22 protein-coding genes are annotated in these 19,469 nt (G+C 66.5%); 11 read left to right on the top strand and 11 right to left on the bottom strand.

The features are described from left to right. Positions 1-9 precede the first annotated feature (9 nt). The gene (locus AC0IXR_RS02600) at positions 10-408 is read right to left on the bottom strand and encodes a helix-turn-helix domain-containing protein (RefSeq protein ID WP_056431861.1); all 399 of its coding nucleotides are present in this window, start codon (positions 406-408) and stop codon (positions 10-12) included. 459 nt (positions 409-867) lie between these two features. On the opposite strand from AC0IXR_RS02600, the gene hmuQ reads away from it, so the two are divergent. Together hmuQ and AC0IXR_RS02590 are read left to right on the top strand one after the other, a co-directional pair. Beyond that, positions 868-1,227 (top strand): heme-degrading protein HmuQ, encoded by a 360-nt coding sequence (gene hmuQ, locus AC0IXR_RS02595; protein WP_471759658.1) that lies wholly within the window; start codon positions 868-870, stop codon positions 1,225-1,227. Between the two features lie 500 nt (positions 1,228-1,727). Continuing rightward, positions 1,728-3,233: an exopolysaccharide biosynthesis polyprenyl glycosylphosphotransferase gene (locus AC0IXR_RS02590; RefSeq protein WP_246747704.1), complete on the top strand. Its 1,506-nt coding sequence runs from the start codon at positions 1,728-1,730 to the stop codon at positions 3,231-3,233. An 18-nt stretch (positions 3,234-3,251) separates the two neighbouring features. On the opposite strand, the gene AC0IXR_RS02585 is transcribed toward AC0IXR_RS02590, so the two are convergent. Beyond that, positions 3,252-3,746: a Fur family transcriptional regulator gene (locus AC0IXR_RS02585; RefSeq protein WP_056431852.1), complete on the bottom strand. Its 495-nt coding sequence runs from the start codon at positions 3,744-3,746 to the stop codon at positions 3,252-3,254. Between the two features lie 134 nt (positions 3,747-3,880). Here AC0IXR_RS02585 and AC0IXR_RS02580 point away from each other — a divergent pair, with 134 nt between their 5' ends. The 3 genes from AC0IXR_RS02580 to AC0IXR_RS02570 are packed head-to-tail and all read left to right on the top strand — an operon-like array spanning position 3,881 to position 5,741. Then, positions 3,881-4,012, top strand: coding sequence for a hypothetical protein (locus tag AC0IXR_RS02580; RefSeq protein WP_280136573.1), 132 nt, complete (start codon positions 3,881-3,883; stop codon positions 4,010-4,012). Between the two features lie 2 nt (positions 4,013-4,014). Beyond that, positions 4,015-4,878, top strand: coding sequence for a metal ABC transporter ATP-binding protein (locus AC0IXR_RS02575; RefSeq protein ID WP_471759656.1), 864 nt, complete (start codon positions 4,015-4,017; stop codon positions 4,876-4,878). A 38-nt stretch (positions 4,879-4,916) separates the two neighbouring features. Further along, complete coding sequence (locus AC0IXR_RS02570) at positions 4,917-5,741, top strand: metal ABC transporter permease (RefSeq protein WP_311274346.1); 825 nt, start codon at positions 4,917-4,919, stop codon at positions 5,739-5,741. A gap of 56 nt (positions 5,742-5,797) precedes the next feature. Here the strand turns inward: AC0IXR_RS02570 and AC0IXR_RS02565 are convergent, their stop codons facing one another. After that, positions 5,798-6,400, bottom strand: coding sequence for an exopolysaccharide biosynthesis protein (locus AC0IXR_RS02565; protein WP_471759654.1), 603 nt, complete (start codon positions 6,398-6,400; stop codon positions 5,798-5,800). Positions 6,401-6,794: 394 nt separating this feature from the next. On the opposite strand from AC0IXR_RS02565, the gene bcsS reads away from it, so the two are divergent. After that, a complete protein-coding gene (gene bcsS, locus AC0IXR_RS02560) occupies positions 6,795-7,490 on the top strand; it encodes a cellulose biosynthesis protein BcsS (protein ID WP_471759652.1) in 696 nt (231 codons plus the stop codon). 3 nt (positions 7,491-7,493) lie between these two features. Here bcsS and AC0IXR_RS02555 read toward each other — a convergent pair whose 3' ends face one another. After that, positions 7,494-9,044: a cryptochrome/photolyase family protein gene (locus AC0IXR_RS02555; protein ID WP_471759650.1), complete on the bottom strand. Its 1,551-nt coding sequence runs from the start codon at positions 9,042-9,044 to the stop codon at positions 7,494-7,496. Next, positions 9,041-9,775, bottom strand: a complete 735-nt coding sequence (locus AC0IXR_RS02550) for an SDR family NAD(P)-dependent oxidoreductase (protein WP_471759648.1) — start codon at positions 9,773-9,775, stop codon at positions 9,041-9,043. Before AC0IXR_RS02550 ends, AC0IXR_RS02555 begins: the two co-directional genes overlap by 4 nt. Before the next feature lie 114 nt (positions 9,776-9,889). Between AC0IXR_RS02550 and AC0IXR_RS02545 the strand changes: the two genes are divergently transcribed. Together AC0IXR_RS02545 and AC0IXR_RS02540 are read left to right on the top strand one after the other, a co-directional pair. Then, complete coding sequence (locus AC0IXR_RS02545; protein ID WP_471759646.1) at positions 9,890-10,756, top strand: formyltransferase family protein; 867 nt, start codon at positions 9,890-9,892, stop codon at positions 10,754-10,756. Positions 10,757-10,768: 12 nt separating this feature from the next. Further along, complete coding sequence (locus AC0IXR_RS02540; protein WP_200919186.1) at positions 10,769-10,930, top strand: DUF2256 domain-containing protein; 162 nt, start codon at positions 10,769-10,771, stop codon at positions 10,928-10,930. Here AC0IXR_RS02540 and AC0IXR_RS02535 read toward each other — a convergent pair whose 3' ends face one another. Genes AC0IXR_RS02535 through AC0IXR_RS02520 form a run of 4 tightly spaced genes read right to left on the bottom strand, consistent with a single transcriptional unit; the run spans position 10,931 to position 13,603 of the window. Beyond that, positions 10,931-11,524: a nucleotidyltransferase family protein gene (locus AC0IXR_RS02535; RefSeq protein ID WP_471759644.1), complete on the bottom strand. Its 594-nt coding sequence runs from the start codon at positions 11,522-11,524 to the stop codon at positions 10,931-10,933. Next, positions 11,517-12,557: a molybdopterin-binding protein gene (locus AC0IXR_RS02530; protein WP_471759643.1), complete on the bottom strand. Its 1,041-nt coding sequence runs from the start codon at positions 12,555-12,557 to the stop codon at positions 11,517-11,519. Before AC0IXR_RS02530 ends, AC0IXR_RS02535 begins: the two co-directional genes overlap by 8 nt. Then, positions 12,554-13,270, bottom strand: coding sequence for an XdhC family protein (locus AC0IXR_RS02525; protein WP_419951099.1), 717 nt, complete (start codon positions 13,268-13,270; stop codon positions 12,554-12,556). Before AC0IXR_RS02525 ends, AC0IXR_RS02530 begins: the two co-directional genes overlap by 4 nt. A gap of 9 nt (positions 13,271-13,279) precedes the next feature. Next, on the bottom strand, positions 13,280-13,603 hold the full coding sequence (locus AC0IXR_RS02520) for an XdhC family protein (RefSeq protein ID WP_056432390.1): 324 nt from the start codon (positions 13,601-13,603) through the stop codon (positions 13,280-13,282). A 265-nt stretch (positions 13,604-13,868) separates the two neighbouring features. On the opposite strand from AC0IXR_RS02520, the gene AC0IXR_RS02515 reads away from it, so the two are divergent. Together AC0IXR_RS02515 and infA are read left to right on the top strand one after the other, a co-directional pair. Then, positions 13,869-15,014: a branched-chain amino acid ABC transporter substrate-binding protein gene (locus tag AC0IXR_RS02515; RefSeq protein ID WP_471759641.1), complete on the top strand. Its 1,146-nt coding sequence runs from the start codon at positions 13,869-13,871 to the stop codon at positions 15,012-15,014. A gap of 323 nt (positions 15,015-15,337) precedes the next feature. Then, positions 15,338-15,610, top strand: coding sequence for a translation initiation factor IF-1 (gene infA / locus AC0IXR_RS02510; protein WP_018045296.1), 273 nt, complete (start codon positions 15,338-15,340; stop codon positions 15,608-15,610). Positions 15,611-15,785: 175 nt separating this feature from the next. Here infA and parC read toward each other — a convergent pair whose 3' ends face one another. Further along, positions 15,786-18,038 (bottom strand): DNA topoisomerase IV subunit A, encoded by a 2,253-nt coding sequence (gene parC, locus AC0IXR_RS02505; RefSeq protein WP_419951101.1) that lies wholly within the window; start codon positions 18,036-18,038, stop codon positions 15,786-15,788. Between the two features lie 53 nt (positions 18,039-18,091). After that, a complete protein-coding gene (gene recO, locus AC0IXR_RS02500) occupies positions 18,092-18,832 on the bottom strand; it encodes a DNA repair protein RecO (protein WP_419951102.1) in 741 nt (246 codons plus the stop codon). 142 nt (positions 18,833-18,974) lie between these two features. Here recO and AC0IXR_RS02495 point away from each other — a divergent pair, with 142 nt between their 5' ends. Then, the gene (locus AC0IXR_RS02495) at positions 18,975-19,406 is read left to right on the top strand and encodes a hypothetical protein (RefSeq protein WP_471759638.1); all 432 of its coding nucleotides are present in this window, start codon (positions 18,975-18,977) and stop codon (positions 19,404-19,406) included. The last annotated feature ends 63 nt before the right edge of the window (positions 19,407-19,469 follow it).

The raw sequence follows: 19,469 nt of genomic DNA, 5'->3' as shown, positions 1-19,469 counted from the left end.
TAAAAACGTTCAAACAGCTACGGGGAGCTCTGAACGTTTTCCCATCTTTGCTGCGGTCCGGACGAGTGCCAGAACATCACGCCGAAGCTGGTCGTCCTCAATGGACGCGTAGGCTTGAAGAAGCTCGATCGCCCCATGAGCGCTCAGGAAGCCGAACACTTCGGATTGCGTTCCGCCCGCATCGTCTTCCTCGAAGAACGCCGAGACCGGAACCTCCAGAAGGCGGGAAATCTCGCGGAGACGCCCGGCACCGACCCGGTTCTGCCCCTTTTCGTACTTCTGGACCTGTTGGAACGTTACGCCAACGGCGGTTCCGAGCGCGGTCTGGCTCAGGCCACGGGCCTTACGCAAGGCGGTGATTCGCAACCCAACTAGGCGGTCGACGTCGGTGGTTTGCTTGGGCATCATCACTCGTTTCACTGCTCAATACGGTCTTGGCCGGCTGTTTCGATCCCCAACCAAGTCGCCATCTGCCACGCGACTCATTCGGAAGGGTTAAGGGTCACACGAATGTGAGTCTATCATCTTCACGGTCCGCCCCCGGAGGGCCGGCAATGTCCTGGAACATCCAAAGAACACCATCGGTACGATAGGATCAAGCATGCGCGAAAACAGCTTGACCACAAATGAGGCAAGGATGGCAAGAGTGACCGCAAATTTGCCCATGCAAACGACGCTCGCCCAGTGAAGCCCCGATGCAAACGAAATGAATCCGCTCTTCTAACTCGTAATGCTAATGACGCAAAAAACACTATTTCGATGAAAATTAATCGTTTTCATATTATTTTTTAATCCGCCTCATAAGGCCTAGGATAACCCCCAGGCGGCCGGTCGACCCTCGGACTGGCCTGACGAAGAAGGTTCTCGATGTTCATCGCTATGAATCGATTCAAGGTCGTCCCCGACGCAACGGAAGAATTCGAACAGGTCTGGCTCGGTCGTGATAGCCAACTTGGCGAAATGGAAGGCTTCGTAGAGTTCCAGCTGCTTCGCGGCCCAGCCTTTGAAGACCATGTCCTTTATGCATCCCATACCGTTTGGGCCTCCAAATCGGCTTTTGAAGCCTGGACCCGGTCAGAGCAGTTTCGAAAGGCGCATAGCCGGGCACCCTCGACGAAACCTCTCTATCTCGGCCATCCCCAATTCGAGGGCTTCGAGCCCATCCAGACCTTGGCCAAGACGGAGGACGGATCCTCGTCCCGGACACATCCCGAAACCGTCGCCTGATCGCCCTCCCTCGCTGCTGCATCCTCCGGCTCACGCGGTCTGAAGTATATGGTGCACCAGTACGCGACGGGTAGGTCTGCCAGACCTTGCATGCACCTCCTTCGCTTGGCCAAGGTAAAGCTGCATCGCGCGGCAGGCGCTGCAATCGCCTGCCGGCCCATCTGTATCGGCGGTAATCCGCTTTCGGGGCTGCGCGAGTTGGTCCTGCCGTCGACAAAGCGGTCTTCCGGCTTCGCAGGATGAGTTTTTTACTTGGAAGCCGCCGTTCAGGTCGATGAGACCACCCAAATGCCGGATCGGCGCGAGGGAAGTATCGAGGCCGAGCGAGCCTTGGTCGCAGGACAATTCCTTAAGTGACCGCCCCTCCGGGCGAGGCGGCAGTTCCGGCACGGCGCCACCGGGTCCGAGCTTTGCGGACCTGGCAGAGATAAGGTTGGCCGGACGGGATACTGACCCGTTCTGGCACGATCCTGGTCTCCCTTCGGTACACGGCGTCCCAGATGTTCCAGCAACGTCTTCCCGAAATCTACGAGAGCCTGCCCTCGGCTCAGAGCGCCCGGCGTGATGCCTGGGCGGCGGTCCTTCCGCGACGGTGGGGAGGTACGCTCCGGTTCGGCCTGTCCATGGCGTTAGCCGCCTCCGACCTCGCGGCGATCATCGTCACCGCCTATCTGGTGGAGGCGATCTACTACGAGTTCGCGTTCGACCAGCAGATCACCACGGGAATGACCGGGAGCTTCCAGCTGGGGGCCCTGGTGGCTGTCTTCGTACTTCTGACCAATCTCGTTCGTGACGAGTACAGGATCGAGACCCAGCTCACCCAAGGCCCTCATCGCCGCCGCATGGCGAGCCTCTGGCTGGCCGCCTGGGCGATCGTTCTCGTCGTCGGCTTCGCGACCAAGACCACGACCGAGTTCTCGCGCGCCACGGCCATCGGTTTCTTCCTGGCTGGTCTGCCGGCCCTCTACCTGTCCCGTCTCGTCGTCGTGGGCCTGATCCGGCAGACCACGAGCCCGAGCTCACCGTCGATCAATCGCATCCATCTCGTCGGCTTCGAAGATGACATCGCCAGCTTCCACGCCAATAACGACGCAGAAGCCCTGAACCTGCGCGTGGTCGGAACCAGCTACCTGCGGCGGGTCGATCCACGCGAGGACGCCTCGGTGCGCCAGAGCCAGATGGCGGAGGATCTCGACCTCGCGGTGTCGGTGGTGCGCTTCCTGCGGCCCGACGACGTCTTCATTCTGGTTCCCTGGACGGATGCGGCGGATATCGAGCGTTGCACCGAGGCGTTCCTGCGCGTGCCGGCCGCCCTTCACCTACGTCCCGGCTCGGTGATGGACCGTTTCCCTGATCTCAAGCTCGCGCGGGTCGGGCGGCTGTCGGGCATCAATATCGGGCGCCGGCCGCTCAGCTTCACCGAGATCGCTTTGAAACGCGGCCTCGACATGGTCCTCGCCGCCATCGCGCTGCTCCTGCTCGCACCGCTGCTGGCGTCCATTGCCCTGCTGATCAAGCTCGACAGCCCCGGGCCGGTCTTCTTTCGCCAGCGCCGCTACGGCTTCAACCAGCAGGCGTTCGGCGTGTTCAAGTTCCGCAGTATGAAGACGGAGCAGAACGCCGTCTTCCGACAGGCGACCCGCCACGATTCACGGATCACCCGGATCGGCGCCATCCTTCGCCGGACGAACCTCGATGAATTGCCCCAGCTCATCAATGTCCTGATGGGGGAGATGTCCCTGGTGGGTCCGCGTCCTCACGCCCTCGCCCACGATCGCAGCTTCGAGCGGCGGATCGCCCAATATGCCCGTCGCCACAACGTGATGCCCGGCATCACCGGCTGGGCACAGGTGAACGGTCTGCGCGGCGAGACCCTGACCGATCTCGACATGGAGCGGCGTGTGAACCACGACCTGCATTACATCGACAATTGGTCGGTCTGGCTCGACATCCAGATCATGATCCAGACGGTCGTCTCGCGCAGGGCCTATCGCAACGCCCGCTGAGCCCCATGCATCGGGTCGCTATGGGCTCGGCTCACGACCGGAGCAGGAACCGCACTCGCCCTCGACTTCGAGGATTCGGCTCGACGGCTTGAAGCCGGCCTTCGCCAACGTCCTGTCGAGTTGGTCATCCACTTCCGGCGAGGTCGTCTCGTCGATGCTGCCGCAGGTCCGGCAGATCAGGAAGACGAGCCCGGCACCGTCCCCGTGCTGGTGGCCGCAGGAGACGAAAGCGTTGCGGCTGGCGATGCGGTGGACGAGGCCGTTCTCGGTGAGAAAATCGAGGGCACGGTACACCGAGACCGCGGCGACCCGGCGCCCCTGCCCGCTGAGACGCTCCGCGATGTCATAGGCGCCGAGCGGCTTCGCCTCGGACGCCACCGCCTCGAGGACGTCCCGCCGCAGCCGCGTGAATTGCAGGTCGCGCTCGGCGCAGAGACGCTCCGCCCGTGCGAGCGTGTCCGTGGCGTTGCCGCAGCAGGCGGCATGCTCGTGGACGGCACTATGGTCGTGCACGCCATCCTCCCCTGATCGCCGGTCGATATGGTCCGGCACGTTGAACTGATGCGATGTTACAGTGTATCAGCACCAGAGATAGTTCGCCGCCCCCGTTCGGACAAATCTGGCCCTTTCCTGGTACCCGAACCGCTGTGACGCGTCCTCCCCAGATCAAACCCTCCCCCCGTCGTTCCCTGTTCCAGGCCGGGGCCGCCTCGCGACTGGTCCTCGCCGCGATCCTGTCCGGGCTGGTCTGGGGGGCGATCGTCTGGGCCATGGGATAACGATGACACACGCCCCCGCTCCGCCCGGCGCCATCGCCTTGCGTGGTTTGACGCTCGGCTACGATCGCCATCCCGCCGTGCATCATCTGGACGGGATTATTCCCGCCGGAGCCCTTCTCGCGCTTGTCGGTCCCAACGGCGCGGGAAAATCGACCCTGCTCAAGGGGATCGTCGGTGAAATCCGCTGCCTCGACGGACGGATCGACCGGCCCGGTGGTGTTGATGCCATCGCCTACCTGCCCCAGGCCGGCGAGATCGACCGCAGCTTTCCGTTGAGCGTCCTCGATCTGGTGGCGATGGGACGCTGGCGGCGCCTCGGCTTCTGGCGCAGCGCGCTCCCTGACCGCCGGACGCTGGTCAGCGCCCTCTCGGCCGTGGGCCTCCTCGGCTTCGAGGACCGGCTGATCGGCACCCTGTCCGGCGGTCAGTTCCAGCGCGCCCTGTTCGCGCGGCTCATCGTCCAAGACGCTCGCATCATCCTCCTCGACGAGCCGTTCACCGGGATCGACGGGCGCACCACGGCCGATCTGATCGCCCTGATCCGCGGATGGCATGGGGAGGGACGCACCATCGTCGCGGCCCTGCACGACCTGCATCAGGTCAAGGCACATTTTCCAACGACGCTGCTACTGGCCCGCGAGCCGGTGGCCTGGGGCGCCACGGAGACGGTGCTGACCCGGGAGAATCTCGCGCGCGCGCAGGCCCTGTCCGAGGCCTGGGACGAGGACGCCGCCATATGCGGGCGCGGCGACGGGCATCACCACGCACCACCCCCTTCCGAAGGCGGGGACCTGCATGATCACGCTCACGATCATCCCCATGGTCACGCGCACGATCATCGCCACGACCACGGACACGCCGCGTGATCGATCTCCTGTTCGGTCCCTTCATCGAGTTCGGCTTCATGCGCCGGGCGCTGGCCGGCTGCTTCGCCCTCTCTCTGTCGGCCCCACCGGTGGGGGTCTTCCTCATGCTGCGGCGCATGAGCCTGATGAGCGACGCCATGAGCCACGCGATCCTGCCGGGGGCGGCGGTGGGCTTCCTCGTTGCCGGCCTGTCCCTGCCGGCCATGACCATCGGGGGCCTCGCCGCCGGTCTGTTCGTGGCACTGCTCGCCGGCATCGTCACCCGGACGACCTCGATCAAGGAAGATGCGAGTCTCGCCGCCTTCTACCTGATCTCCCTGGCGGCCGGCGTGCTGCTCGTCTCTCTGCGCGGATCGCAGATCGATCTCCTGCACATCCTGTTCGGGACGGTGCTGGCCCTCGACGATCCGGCGCTCATGCTCCTCGGCGGGATCGCCACGGTGACGCTGTTCGCCCTCGCCGCGCTCTACCGCCCCCTCGTCATGGAATGTGTCGACCCGCTGTTCCTGCGCACGGTCAGCCGTGCCGGCGGGCCGGTGCATTACGCCTTCCTCGGCCTCGTGGTGATGAACCTGGTGGGGGGCTTCCAGGCCCTCGGTACGCTGCTCGCGGTGGGACTGATGCTGCTGCCGGCGATCACCGCGCGGTTCTGGGCGGCCGACCTGTCGGGCCTGATCCCCATGGCGATGGTGGTGGCGATGGTGTCGAGCTTTGCCGGACTCACCGCCTCGTATCGCGCCGACCTGCCCACAGGGCCTGCGATCGTGCTGGCGGCGGGAAGTCTCTACCTCGTCTCGCTCCTGTTCGGACCGAGGGGCGGCCTCGTCTGGCGCTTGTTCAAGCCGCGCCACCTCGAAGGCTAGCACCGGACCTCCCTGATCCCAACCGTGGGTCGGGGTCAGGGATACCTGGTCAAAGTCTACACGCTGAAGAGGCTCATGAGGCCCGAGACGATAGCGTAGACGAAGCCGGCGTTCAGAAGCACGCCGACGGCACCGACGCCGAGACCCATGACGACCAGCAGGCCATCCCGCTCGACGAGGCCAAGGCCGACGAGGCAAATGGCCAGACCGAGGGGGATCTGTCCCACAAGAGGCGCTGCCACGACCAGCGCCAGGGACAGGGTGAGAAGGATCAGCCCCACCGTCCGCATGCCAAGCCCGGTCTCGAACAGGCTCATGCGCGGACGCGACCAGCGTTCCAGGCGCCGCAGCAGCGGCACCGCGCGCTTGGCGGCACGCTCAACGTCGCTCTGGGCGATCGAGCGGCTCAGGAGGGCGCGGGGCAGCCAAGGCGACGACATCCCCGCCGTGATCTGAACGGCCACGAGCAACAGCAGCAGGCCGCAGACCAGGGGGATCGGAGGCGGCATCGGCAGGCAATTTGGCAGGCCGAGGATGACGATGAGCAGGGCGAAGGCACGGTCCTTCAGCACCGCGACGATGTCGCCGATGGTCAAGCGATCCGTCTCCTGTGCCGCGAGCACCGTGAGAACTTCGGACGTTCGAGCAGCTGGTGACAAGAAACTCGGCCTTTGGCGACGGTCCTGCCGCGGGCTCTATCCTAGTCCCCGCCCGACGCCAACCGAATCAGCTTTGACCTCCATGCGGCATCGCGGGTCCACCATTGCCGATACGGACGGAACATACCGGCAGATCGAACACGGACGCCCCACAACCTAAAATCAAGCAAACACATCCTGAAGTTTTATCAAATAGAACAAAAGCAAAACGGCGCCTGTTCCCGAATCGTATTGGGCGGTCTATGCGCACGACCCACAGTCCAATATTCACGAACCAGTACAACTTCTCATAGGATGTCGTACATTTGTCCTCCGGTAATACGGAGCGAGAAGGGACGTGGGACGACCGGCCAGATCGACGAGACGGTCACTGCATTCGGCTCATCCGATACTCATGTGCTGCGCCGCACTCTGCTGTGGCCTCGTCTCGAACCCGGCTCAATCGGAAGAGGGCTCGATCTCGGCACTGATCTTCGACAGCCTTGATGCCGGAGCATCCCCCTTCATCACGGCGGGCGCGAAGATCACGTTCGACGGGCGCGATCGGGACGGTTTCGCTATCCTCGCGAGCGGCGGCGCAGGGGCGAGGGCCGAACGCGGCCCGACGATACGGGGCATTTCCACGGATCAGACGCGCCTTACGGCGCTCGGAGCTGTGCTCGCCGGATACCAATGGTTCCGCGATTGGGGCGTGGTCGCCGCTTTCGCTGGTCCGGAGGGAAGCATCGAAGTGGAGCGGAACGTCGTCGGCACGCTGGTTCTGCCCGACCGCTACGGCATCAGGCTGCACGGGGAGGTCTGGGCGCGGCCGACGCAAACCACTCTTCTCACCGCCACTGCGATCCTCGGCTCGACGCGCCAGAGCGCCTGGGGCCGGCTCGCCTGGGGTCATGGCCTGTGGGGGACCTATCTCGGCCCGGAGGCTACCTTCTATCTGGATGGAAGCGGCTACTCGAAGTTCGGGATCGGTGTCCACGCCACCGACTTTCGCATCGGCGACGTGAGTTTCCGCGCCTCGCTCGGCTACCAGACCGAAACCGATGGCGGGGGAAGCCCCTATGTCACCCTGGCCGTCTGGCAGCCCTGGTGAGTTTCAGGGCGGGGCGGGACGCATTTCCGGGCCGGCCAGGAAGCGGGCCGCGTCAGTCGTGATCTCCTCCCGTCGCTGCTCGCCCAATCCGTCGAGGGTACGGTAGGGCATGGCCATCCTCGGGTTCCCCGCCAGGCGATCCGCATTCTCGATGAGGAAGTTCCAGTAGAGGTAGTTGAACGGGCAGGCACTTTCGCCGGACTTGGCAGCGACGTCGTAGGTGCAGCCCCGGCAGTAATCCGACATCCGGTTGATGTAGGCGCCCGAGGCCGCATACGGTTTCGAGCCCATGACGCCGCCATCCGCCCACAGGACCATGCCGTGGACGTTGGGCAACTCCACCCATTCGTAGGCATCGGCATAGACCACGAGATACCATTCCTCCACCTGCGCCGGTTCGATCCCGGCCAGCAGGGCGAAATTGCCAGTCACCATCAGCCGCTGGATGTGATGGGCGTAGGCATGGGCCCGCGTCTCGGCGATGCATTGCGCGAGGCAGTTCATGCGCGTCTCGCCCGACCAGTAGAACCAGGGCAGATCACGCTTGGCGCCGAGGGTGTTGGTCTCGGCATAGGCCGGCATCCTGGCCCAGTAGAGCCCCCGGACGTATTCGCGCCATCCGAGGATCTGGCGGATGAAGCCCTCGACGCAGTTGAGCGGCGCTGCTCCCTCGTCATAGGCGCGGGCCGCTTCCCGGCAGACCTCCCCCGCCGTGAGCAGGCCCGCATTCAGTGCCGGCGAGATCAGCGCATGGTAGAGAAACGGCGCGCCCGACTTCATCGCATCCTGGTAGTCGCCGAAACGCGGAAGACACTCGGCCAGGAAGTGCTTCAGAGCGACGACGGCGTCGGCGCGGGTGACGGGCCAGCGGAAGGCATCGAGATCGCCGAAATGCCCGGCGAACCTGTCCGCGACCAGGGCGATGACCTCGGACGTGATCGCATCGGGCGCGAAGCCCGGGCGTTCCGGGGGGCGGTGCCCGCGTGGCAATTTCTTCCGGTTGTCGTGGTCGAAGTTCCACTGGCCGCCGATCGGCTCACCGTCCTTCATCAGGAGGCCGGTGCGCTTTCTCATGCCGCGATAGAACGTCTCCATCCGCAGGGCGTGCCGTCCCTCGGCCCAGCGCGCGAAATCCGAGCGCGGGCAGAGGAAACGGTTGTCCTCGCGGATCTCGACGGGCATCGGCAGATCATCACGCCATCCCTGCATCATCTCCCAGACGCGCCACTCGCCGGGCTCGGTGACGACGATCCTGTCGGGTTCGTGCCGCGCGACCGCTCGCTGGAGTTCTCCGGTGAACGAGCCAGTATTGCCCGGCGCATCGAGGCGCACATAGTCGACGGTGATGCCCTCGGCCTCCAGATCGGCCGCGAAATGGCGCATGGCCGAAAACAGGAAAGCGATCTTCTGCTTGTGGTGGCGGACATAGGTCGCCTCCTCCCACACCTCGACCATGAGAACGGTGTCGGAGTGCGGGTCGAGATCGGTGAGCGAAGAAACGCGGCGGTGAAGCTGATCGCCGAGGACGAAGCGGAGCGTGCGTTGGCGGGTCACCCCTTCGTACGCAGGGCCGAGCGACCGCCATCCGCGCCGATGATCTGGCCGGTGATCCACCCGGCTTCCGCCGAGACGAGGAAGGCGGCGAGCGCACCGATATCGTCCGGCGTGCCCAGGCGCTGGAGGGCGTGCATGGATGCGATCCCGGCGGCCAGCGTCTCGTTGCCGGTGATCGCGGCGGCGAGCGGCGTGCGCGTCAGCGAGGGGGCGACGACGTTGATCCGGATCTGAGGGCTGAGTTCGGCGGCGAGGGACAGGGCGAGACCCTCGACCGCCCCCTTCGCCATGGCGACCGAGGCATGGGCCGGAAAGCCCTGTGCCACCGCCACGGTGGAGAACAGGACGACGCCGGCTCCTGTCTCGCCCGCACCAGCTTTCAGCGCCGGCGCCGCGGCCTGGAGAGCGAGAAGAGCGCCGAGGGCGTTGAGCTTGAAATCCGTCACCGCGTCGTCGGCGGTCAGCTTCGCCAGCGGCTTCAGGTTGATCGTCCCGACCGCGTAGACGAGGCCTGCGAGCGAACCGCCCGCTTCCTGCGTAACCGTGGTGAAATGGGCGGGGTCAGTGACGTCGCCGGCCGTGAAGGTCGTGTCTCCCAGACGGGCGGCGGCGTCTTCGAGGCGCTGGGGATCCCGTGCTGCGAGATGGAGCGGGATACCGCGCTTACGCAGGGCCTGCGCCGTGGCCATGCCGATGCCGCCGGTTCCGCCGTAGATCACAACCCGGTTCATGACCGCTCCCATTCCCTGCCGGATCGGTTAGGTAAGGCGGATCATGCTGCCGTGGAGCCTGTGAGGCCCCATCCGTAGAGTCGCACGTCTCGCAACCACGCCCCGGGGATGTTCATGAAGTTTGCCTTCGCCGGCATCGATTTCCTCGGAGGCGTTTTCGAAGCGCTGGTGGAAGCCGGATGGACTCCGATCAAGCTGTTCACCCGGCCCTGCGACGGGCTCTACGATCACAACGAGGCGGTCGTGGCCCAGAGCCGCCGACATCGCATCCCGATGCAGCTTTCCCGGATCAAGCTCGCGGATCTCGATGCCCTGACGCAGACCCACGGGACGGACTGGGCCTTGGTGGTGGCCGGTTACCCCTGGCTTATCAAGGGCTGGCGCAACCGGGCCGCCTACGCCCTGAACTTCCATCCCTCGCCCCTGCCGGTGGGGCGCGGCCCCTATCCCCTGTTCAAGGCGATCACCGATGCACGCGACAACTGGGGCGTGACTGCGCATGTGCTGGCCGAGGAGGGGTTCGATACCGGCGACATCCTCGCGCAGGAGACCTTCGCGATGGCGCCGCAGGAGACCCATGAGACTCTGCTGGCCCGATGCCAGATCGCCGCCCGGCGGCTCGCCTCGGGACCGATCGCGCGTGACCTGCCGGCGCGCTGGCAGGCGGCCCAGCCCCAGGGCGAAGGCTCCTACTGGGCCCGTGCCACCGATGCGGACAGGACCCTCGATTTCCGCACCGACGTCGAGGCGATCCTGCGGCGGATGCGGGCCTTCGGCACCATCGAGACGATTGCGCGGCTGGGCGACAACTCCATCTTCGTGGCGGCGGCGGAGGGCTGGCGCGAGCCGCACCGCCATGCGCCGGGAACGATCGTTCACCGCTACCGCCGCCACGTGGTGATCGCCGCGCGCGACGGCTTCATCCAGATCACCCGCTGGAGCCCGGTCGCCGTCGCGGATGTCGGGCAACTCGGGCGATAGGACTAAATTCCCATGTCGCGCATGCGCAAGAAGGCGGATCTGCCCACCAAGGTCTGCGCCGCCTGCGGCAAGCCCTTCGCTTGGCGCAAGAAATGGGAACGTGTCTGGGACGAGGTCCGCTACTGTTCCGACCGGTGCCGGAACGAGGCGAAGCGGTCGGGCAAGGCCTCCTGATCAAGCACCGGCGGCAGCGATCAGGGCCGCCTGCGTATCGATGTCGAAGGTGACGGCGGCATCCATCTCCCATTCGACGACGTCCGTCCGCGCCGCGAGGAGACGGCCGGCACCCTGGTCACCGGTGAGCGAGGCCAGGTCGGGTGCGAGGAGCGCGCGATTCAACAGAACCGGGTTTCCGCGCACGCCGCGATGGACCGGGACAATGGCGGCGGGCACCGGATCGGCAGCCAGGAAAGCGGCGGCCAGGGTGGCGAGGTGGGACGGCCGGACACGCGGCATGTCCCCCAGCATGACGATGATTCCATCGGGATCCGGCAGGGCGTCGAGACCGCACCGCAGGGAGGTCGACAGCCCGTCCGCATAGGCCGGGTTGTCGATGAACCGCAGGTCGAGGCCGGCGAGTGCCTGCCGGATTGCTGCGCCATGCGCGCCAATTACGACCGCCACGGGCCCGAGTTTCGCCGCGACCGCTGACTCGGCCGCGTGGCGCACGAGTGGCTTGCCGTCGAGGGTGCCGAGCATCTTCGACGCTTGGCCGAAACGCGTCCCCCGCCCGGCGGCGAGGAGGACGATGCCGATCCGATCAGACATCGTCCGCCATGCCCTCGTCCAGCGCGCTTTCCTCGCCTGATCTAGGCTGCGGACGGGACACGATCTCCATGAGCAGGCCTCCGACACCGAGCCCGACGATATCGGCCCGGCTGACGACGAGGCCGGCGAGGAGGCGGTGGAGAATCCAGTCGAACCCGTTCTCTGCGGGCGAGCGCGCGCATCCCGGCGCACCGATGACCGGGACGTCGTCGATACGGCCGACCAGAAGCAGGTTGCCGGGATCGACGGGCATGCCGAAATGCTCCACCTCACCGCCCGCCGCCTCGATACCGGCGGGGATGACGTCGCGCCGGTCGGCGATGGCCGAAGCGCCGAACACCACGACGAGATCGGCCTCGTCGCGGGCGACGGTCTGGCGAAGGGCGGCGGCCATGGCGCCAGCCTCGTGCGACACCCGGATATCCGAGACGATCCCGGCCCCGGTCGGCGCCAGCCGGCGCTCGAGGTTGCGCAGGGTCTTGGCGATGGTGGTCTCCTTCAGCCCCGGCAACAGGGTCGAGACGACGCCGACCCGGCGGCGGCGATAGGGGATGACGGTCAGTGCCTCGGGCGTCGCGATCCCACACGCGCGCTCAAGGGCGGAAGCCGAGACGGCGTAGGGGATGATCTTGACCGTCGCCACCATCTCGCCGGGGATGACAGGCCGGAAAGGCGACAGGGTCGCCAGCGTGATCGCCTCGTCCACCCCGTTCACGGCGTCGATGACGGCGCGGTCGATCATCAGAAGGCCCGGCACCTCCGCGTGGAGATTGCAGCGTCCCGTGAAAGCGGGACTTGCCGAAAGGCCAGCCCCCGCGACCCGGCCGGCGAGGCGGGCAGCGGCCTCGTCCTCGCCGACATCGCCCGCCTCAAGGGTCACCGCCACCACACTGTCGAGGCCGGCCTCACCGAGACGGCGCGCATCCTCACTCCCGATCGGCCGCCCCTTGCGGACGATCACATCGTCGGCCCGCAGAGTATGGGCCGCGATGAGCCCCGCGGCTTGCGAGATCGCGACCGAACCGAACTTCAAGCGGGAACTCCGGGTTTGGTAGCGCGCGGATCGGCGCCGCGCAGGGTGGAGACGACCTGCGCCAAGATGGAGACGGCGATCTCGGCCGGGCTCACGGCACCGATATCGAGGCCGATCGGCGCCTCGATCCGCCCGATCTGTTCCGACGAGAACCCCGCCTGCGACAAGCGTTCGACCCGCGCGGCATGGGTCTTCCGCGAGCCGAGGGCGCCCACATAGAAGCACTCGGCCTTCAGGGCCGCGATCAGCGCGGGATCGTCGATCTTCGGATCGTGGGTCAGGGCGGCGACGGCACAATAGCGGTCGAGGGGCGGCACGGGTCCGGCCAGGGCTTCGTCCGGCCAGAGCGGCACGAGGGAAACCTCAGGAAAACGCTCGGGGGTGGCGAAGGCCGTTCGCGGGTCGATGACGCTCACCGAAAGGTCGATCGACGCCGCCATCGGGCACAAAGCCTGACTGATATGCACTGCCCCGATGAGGACGAGCCGGACCTTGGGAGCCTGGACTGTGAGGAAGAGCTGCCGCCCCTCCACCTCGACGAGGCCGCTCTTTCCCGAGGCGAGGCGCCGCGCCAGGATATCAGCGAGGGGATCGGCCGGGATCTCGGCCTCGCGGACCACACGCTGGCTGCCGTCATCGAGGTCGGTGACGAGCAGCGCGGCGCGGCGCGCGGCGCGCTCGACATTGAGGGCACGGAGAGAATCGAGTTGCATGGCGCCGCTTCAGTCGATGCGTTCGACGAAGACGCGGATGCGCCCGCCGCAGGACAATCCCACCCGCCAGGCGGTCTCGTCGGCAACGCCGAACTCGATCACCCGCGGCCGTCCATCGGAGATGGCATCCAGTGCCTCGGTGATGACGGCCCCCTCGACGCAGCCGCCAGAGACCGAGCCGAGGAAGTTTCCGCCCTCGTCGACGACGAGGTGGCTGCCGACCGGGCGAGGCGCGGAGCCCCAGGTCTCGACGACGGTGGCAAGCGCCACGCCGCGCCCGCTACGGCGCCACGACTCGGCCGCGTTGAGGATATCGGTTTCGGTGGAGAGCATGGGACACTCCGCGCGCTGCGCGTCTTCGAGCATGACGGCACTCACGCAACGCCGCCTCGGGGAGATAAGCTCCGGCGCGGATGGCACAATGCGGAGGCGAAGCCCATGCCATGCCTGCCGGACGTCCCATCTCCGAAACGTGCGGACAAGCACGGAGGAGGCGTCTCGTCGCCCGGGCGCACACGCGCTTCAGGCCGCGCCAAATCCGCTGGCGCGCGCTATGAAGATCGGGCCCTCTACTCGCCAATCCTCCGGGCCCCGTTCCATGAGACCCTTTCTCCCCTCGGCCGCCGTAGCGATCCTCGCTGTGCTTGCCCTCTCACCCTCCGGCGCCGGGGCGCAGAACGCCGCGCAGGCGCCGATCCGGATCGGGCTCTCGCTTCCCCTGACCGGGCCTGACGCCGCCTTCGGGCAGGGCCTCCGGGCAGGGGCCGAACAAGCGGTGGCGGATCTCAACCGCGCGACGGGAGCCCCGGGCCGGAAGCTTGCTCTCGTCGTTGCCGACGATGCCGGCGACGGCAAGCAGGGGCTGGCCGTCGCGCGGAAATTCGCCGCCGATCGCGTGCCCCTCGTCATCGGGCCGCTCAATGCCGCCGTGGCCGCATCGGCGCTGCCGGTCTACGAGGAAGCGGGGATCGTCGCCGTGACGGTCGGCATCGCCTGGCCCGCCTTGACCACGCGTGGAGCCTGGAACGTCTTTCGCCTCGGCGGCAGCGATGCAGAGCAGGGGCCGATCGCGGCGGGCTATCTCCTCGAGCGTTTCAGAGGGCGGCGTATCGGCCTCGTCCATGACAGGAGCACGTTCGGTCGGGGTCTCGTCGACGACGTCGCTCGCAGTCTCAAAACGAATGGACAGGCGGAGACCGCCTTCGAGAGCCTCGGCCGCGGCGACAAGGATCTCTCCGCCCTCGTCGCCCGCCTGAAGCGCGCCCGGATCGAGGTCGTTTATTTCGGCGGCCTTGCGCCGGAAGCGGGGCTGCTGATCCGTTCCCTGCGCGAAGCGGGTCTGGCCATTCCCCTCGTCGGCAGCGATGGGCTGCTCGACAAGGAGTTCACCGCCGGGGCCGGTCCCGGCGCCGAGGGGACCGTGATGACCCTTGCCCCCGAACCGCGAAAGCTGCCGGAGCCCAAGGGAGCGGCGGCCAAGCCGAGGAGTCCGGAGACCGACATGGTCGCGGCGCAGGGCTATGCGGCGGTCGAGATCCTCAGACAGGCCGTCGAGCAAACCAAATCGAATGAGGGCCGCAAAGTCGCGGCGTTCCTCCATGGCGGTGCGCCGCTGAAGACCGCCCTTGGCGAGGTCTCATTCGACGATAAAGGCCAGACCAAAGCGCCCGGCTACCAGCTGCAGGTGTGGAAGAAGACCCCCGACGGCCGTATCGACTACGCCGGCAATGTCGTGACGCCCTGATCCGGGCGAAAAGTGGCGCCTTGCCGCCAACCCGATGAGGCAGCTGTCGCCTCGGATTGGGACGAGCCGAGAGGATGACCGGGCAGTTGAAGCACCAACGAAGATTTCCCGGTCTCAGGACAGGATGTGCTTTTCTGTCGACGGGATACCGTTCACGGCGGTAAAAGCTTGCTTACGGAACGCGCGAACATTATGTCTCGCCGACGCTCGCCGGTGTTGCGCATCCGATGGGATCGGACCCGCCGCCCGCAGCGTTTTGCCGAACGGCTATGTTTTTGGTGTCCCGGAATGCCCCGTTCTGGCGTTCCGGCTGGAGAGTGTGGATGGCGAAAGAAGAGTTGATGCAGTTCGACGGTCTCGTGATCGAGATCCTGCCGGACGCACGCTACCGCGTGCAGCTCGACCAGGGCCACGAGATCGTGGCCTACACGGCCGGCAAGATGAAGAAGAACCGCATCAAGACTCTGGCGGGCGACCGTGTCACCGTCGAGATGTCGCCCTACGATCTCGAGAAGGGCCGCCTCGTGTTCCGTCACAAGGACGAGCGTTCCTCCGGTCCGCGCCCGCCGATCCGCGGCCAGTTCCGCCGCCGCTGAGCCTTACGAAAAGGCGGCCCCTGCTTCGAATATGCCGGGCCACCCGTAGGCGAAGCTATCTCCCCGAAGGTGCCGTCTCGTTTTACGAGATCGCTCCTACGGTCTTGGTCCCGGGGATCCGCTGAGCGGTCCCGGAACACCCGAGACCCCACAGAATCTCGCCCCTCCCGGACGCCTACCTCCCGAACCGCTCGAATTTCGGGAAGCTGCGGGTCATCAGAGTGCCGGCCTCGGCCCGGTGGCCCATCCACTTCTCCAGCAGTGCCGCGTTGGCGAGCCGCTCCTGACCGGCACTGTCGCGCCAGGGCAGGCCCTCGGCCAGGGTGAAGACATGGGCGTCGGTGAGCGTGCTCTGGCGGCAACGCTGCAGGCGCACCCCCTTGCCGCGCGACAGTTCCGGCAATTCCGACAACGGGAAGACCAGCAATAGCCGGTCGGCACTGCAGACGGCGACATGATCGCCGCTGCTGGCAGGCACGAGCAGCATGGCCTGGGCCGGCTCATCGAGCCCCATGATGCCCTTGCCCTTGCGGGTATTGGCCACCAGCGCGTCGGCGGGGGCCAGGAAACCGCGCCCATCCGAGCCCGCGATCAGGAGCTTGCCACCTGGCTGATACGGCAGGGCGGCGACGATCTCGGCGCCGTCGTCGAAATCCACCATCAAGCGGATCGGGTCACCGAAGCCGCGTCCGCCCGGAAGCTTCGCCGCTTCCAGGGTGAACACCTTGCCGTTGGAGGCCAGGACCAGGATCTTGGCCGTGGTCTCGCTGGGGAACGAGATCTTGAGCGCGTCATCGCCCTTGAAGGCGACGCCCGACAGATCGGCGACATGCCCCTTGAGGGCGCGGATCCAGCCCTTGGCCGAGACGATGACGGTGATCGGCTCGCGCTCCACCATGGCGGAGGTGAAATCGATCCCGGCGGTGTCGGGCGGGTTCTCCAACGTGGTGCGACGGGCTCCGATCTTGGTCTCGGGCCCGAAGGTCTTCTTCACCGCCCGGATCTGCTTGGTGATGTCCGACCATTGCATCTTCTCGGAGCCGAGCAGTTCCTCGATCCCGTCCTTCTCCTTGGTCAGCGTATCGAGTTCGCGCTTGAGCTCCATCTCCTCCAGCTTGCGCAACGAGCGCAGGCGCGTGTCGAGGATGGCGTTGGCCTGGAGTTCGGTGAGTTCGAACCGCTTCATCAGGGACGGTTTCGGCTCGTCCTCCTCGCGGATGATGCGGATCACCTCGTCGAGATCGAGATAGACGATGAGAAGGCCGCCGAGAATTTCGAGGCGGCGTTCGATCTGCCCGAGGCGGTGGCGCGAGCGGCGTTGGAGGACGACGCGGCGATGGTCGAGCCATTCGCGCAGGGCCTCGGCGAGCCCGATCACGCGCGGGACGAGACCGCCCACCAGGACGTTCATGTTGAGGGGAATGCGGGCTTCGAGCTCGGTGAGCCGGAACACAGATTCCATGAGGATCACCGGATCGACGCTGCGCGAGCGCGGCTCCAGCACGACACGGACGTCTTCCGCCGATTCGTCGCGCACGTCCGCCAGCAGCGGCAGCTTCTTCTCCTGCAGTAACTCGGCCAGCTTCTCGATGAGCCGGGCCTTGGGAATGCCGTAGGGGATCTCGGTGACGACGATGTTCCAGGTGCCGCGCCCCGTATCCTCCTTCGCCCAGCGCGCCCGCACGCGAAAACCGCCGCGCCCGGTACGGTAGGCCTCGGCGATCGACTCGGCGCTATCGATCAGAATGCCGCCGGTGGGAAAATCGGGCCCTTTCACGAAGGTGAGGAGCTGGGCCGACGTCGCCTCGCGATGGCCGATGAGATAGAGCGCCGCGTCGCAGAGTTCGGCCGCGTTGTGCGGCGGGATCGAGGTGGCCATGCCCACCGCGATGCCCTGGGAGCCGTTGGCGAGCAGGTTCGGGAAGGCCGCCGGCAGGACGATGGGCTCGTCCTTCTCGCCATTGTAGGACGGCCGGAAATCGACCGTGTCCTCGTCGATCCCGTCGAGGAGCAGGCGCGCCACCTCCGTCAGCCGCGCCTCGGTGTAGCGGTAGGCGGCGGGGCCATCTCCGTCGATATTGCCGAAATTGCCCTGGCCATCCACCAGCGGATAGCGCTGCGCGAAATCCTGTGAGAGGCGCACCAGCGCATCGTAGATCGCCTGGTCGCCGTGGGGATGGAAATCGCCCATCACGTCGCCGACGATCTTCGCGCATTTCTTGAACGCCGTGTTGGGGTCCAGGCGCAGGAGCCGCATGCCGTAGAGGATGCGCCGATGCACCGGCTTGAGGCCGTCGCGGGCATCGGGCAACGCGCGGTTCATGATCGTGGAGAGCGCATAGGCGAAGTAGCGCTCTTCGAGCGCCGACTTCAGTTCGACGCTCTCGATACCGTCGGATCCCGACGGTGGATCGAAGGGCTGGCCCATGACGAACTCCCGGGCCGGACATGGCCCATATCAGAACATAACGAGAACGGAACTTAATCGCTCTGCGTCCCCAACGCAACGAATCGCGCCCGCTCCGCCGGAGGGGCGATGGCGCGGGGTCCCCAGATGTGCTGGTCGAGGAAATACCCCGTCAAGGTAAATCCATTGGCTACATCCCTCTCGTCCGGCGGGATGGAGCCGCCCCGACCCTTCTCCCGCTCGAGAAGGAAGCCCGGCAGAGCCAGCAGCCTGTCCCGGAAGGGCTCCCCGGCCGAGGCGCTGACAGCCCGCCCGGTCCTCGGCGAGACGTAGATCAGCGCATCGTTGCCGCCCGTGGCCGCGCAGGCGGTGAGATCGAGGCCGAAGCCGAGCTCGGCCAGGATCGCGAGTTCGAACCGTACCATCAGGAGGGGGGCGATCACGCGGTCGTCGAGATGGGCGATGAGCACGCGGGCCGCCTCGTAGACGGCGGGATGGGGATCGCGCTCGGGCAGGAGGCGCAGGAGCGCGGCCATGTGAGTGACGCCGTAGAGGGCGAGGCCGGAGCCCATGAGCCGCGCGGCGGCGGATTCGAGGGGCTCCACCGCGAAGGCGCCCAGGCTCTCGTCGAGGCGCGCCCGCCAAGTCAGCCGGACGTGATTGCCGGTCTGGAGCACCGGCTGCATCCGCCGCGAGCGCCCGCCATGGACGAGGCCGAGATGGCGGCCGTGGTCCAGGGTCATCACTTCGAGGACGACGCCGGTCTCGCCTTGCCTGCGCAGCCCCAGCACCACGCCGTCGTCGGTCCATTGCATGGCCCCTCCTTAAAGCGAGGACCGCGCGTTGGAAACGGGCCGGTCCGTCCACTCGAGGGCGTGGATTGCATCGGCACCGGCATTCCCGCACGGCGTGTTCGACGCTATGCCTCATGCTCCCCCGGTTCGAGACCCGACGACCATGACCGTCTTACCGCGCGCCCGCACGGACCGTGCAATCTCCCGCCGCGCCGGCGGCGCATGGATGGGCCTCGTCGCCATCGCGCTCACCGGGTGCGGGCGGCCCGATCCGGCGCCCGCGCCCGGCGCGACCTTCACCATGCGCGAGCGGGTGGCCGCCCTGGCCCTGCGCCAGAGCGGTTTCGGCTCGATCTCGGTGATCCCGGTCCGGTTCGAGCACAGCCGCATCGCCGGACCGTTCCAGGATGACGGCCGTACCCTTTATTGCGTGTCCGCCCGGATGATGGGCCGTCGCTTCCTCAAGGGCGAGAAGGCCAAGGTCGTCATTCGGGAGGAGGCCGGCAAGCTCAGCATCCTCGAGGATGTCGAGGAGGTCTGCGAGGGCCACCGGACGGAGCCATTCAAGGAGCTGGAGGCGCTGGGGAACAGATAAGGATGTATGTTCTCCGGCAATGGCCGATGCAGTAACACGCGAGAAAATACCTGAAAGAACGAT

This window comes from Methylobacterium sp. AC832, from assembly GCF_979256025.1.
Note: the sequence above shows the minus strand (reverse complement) of the source record. Positions and strands in the feature narration are given on the sequence as shown.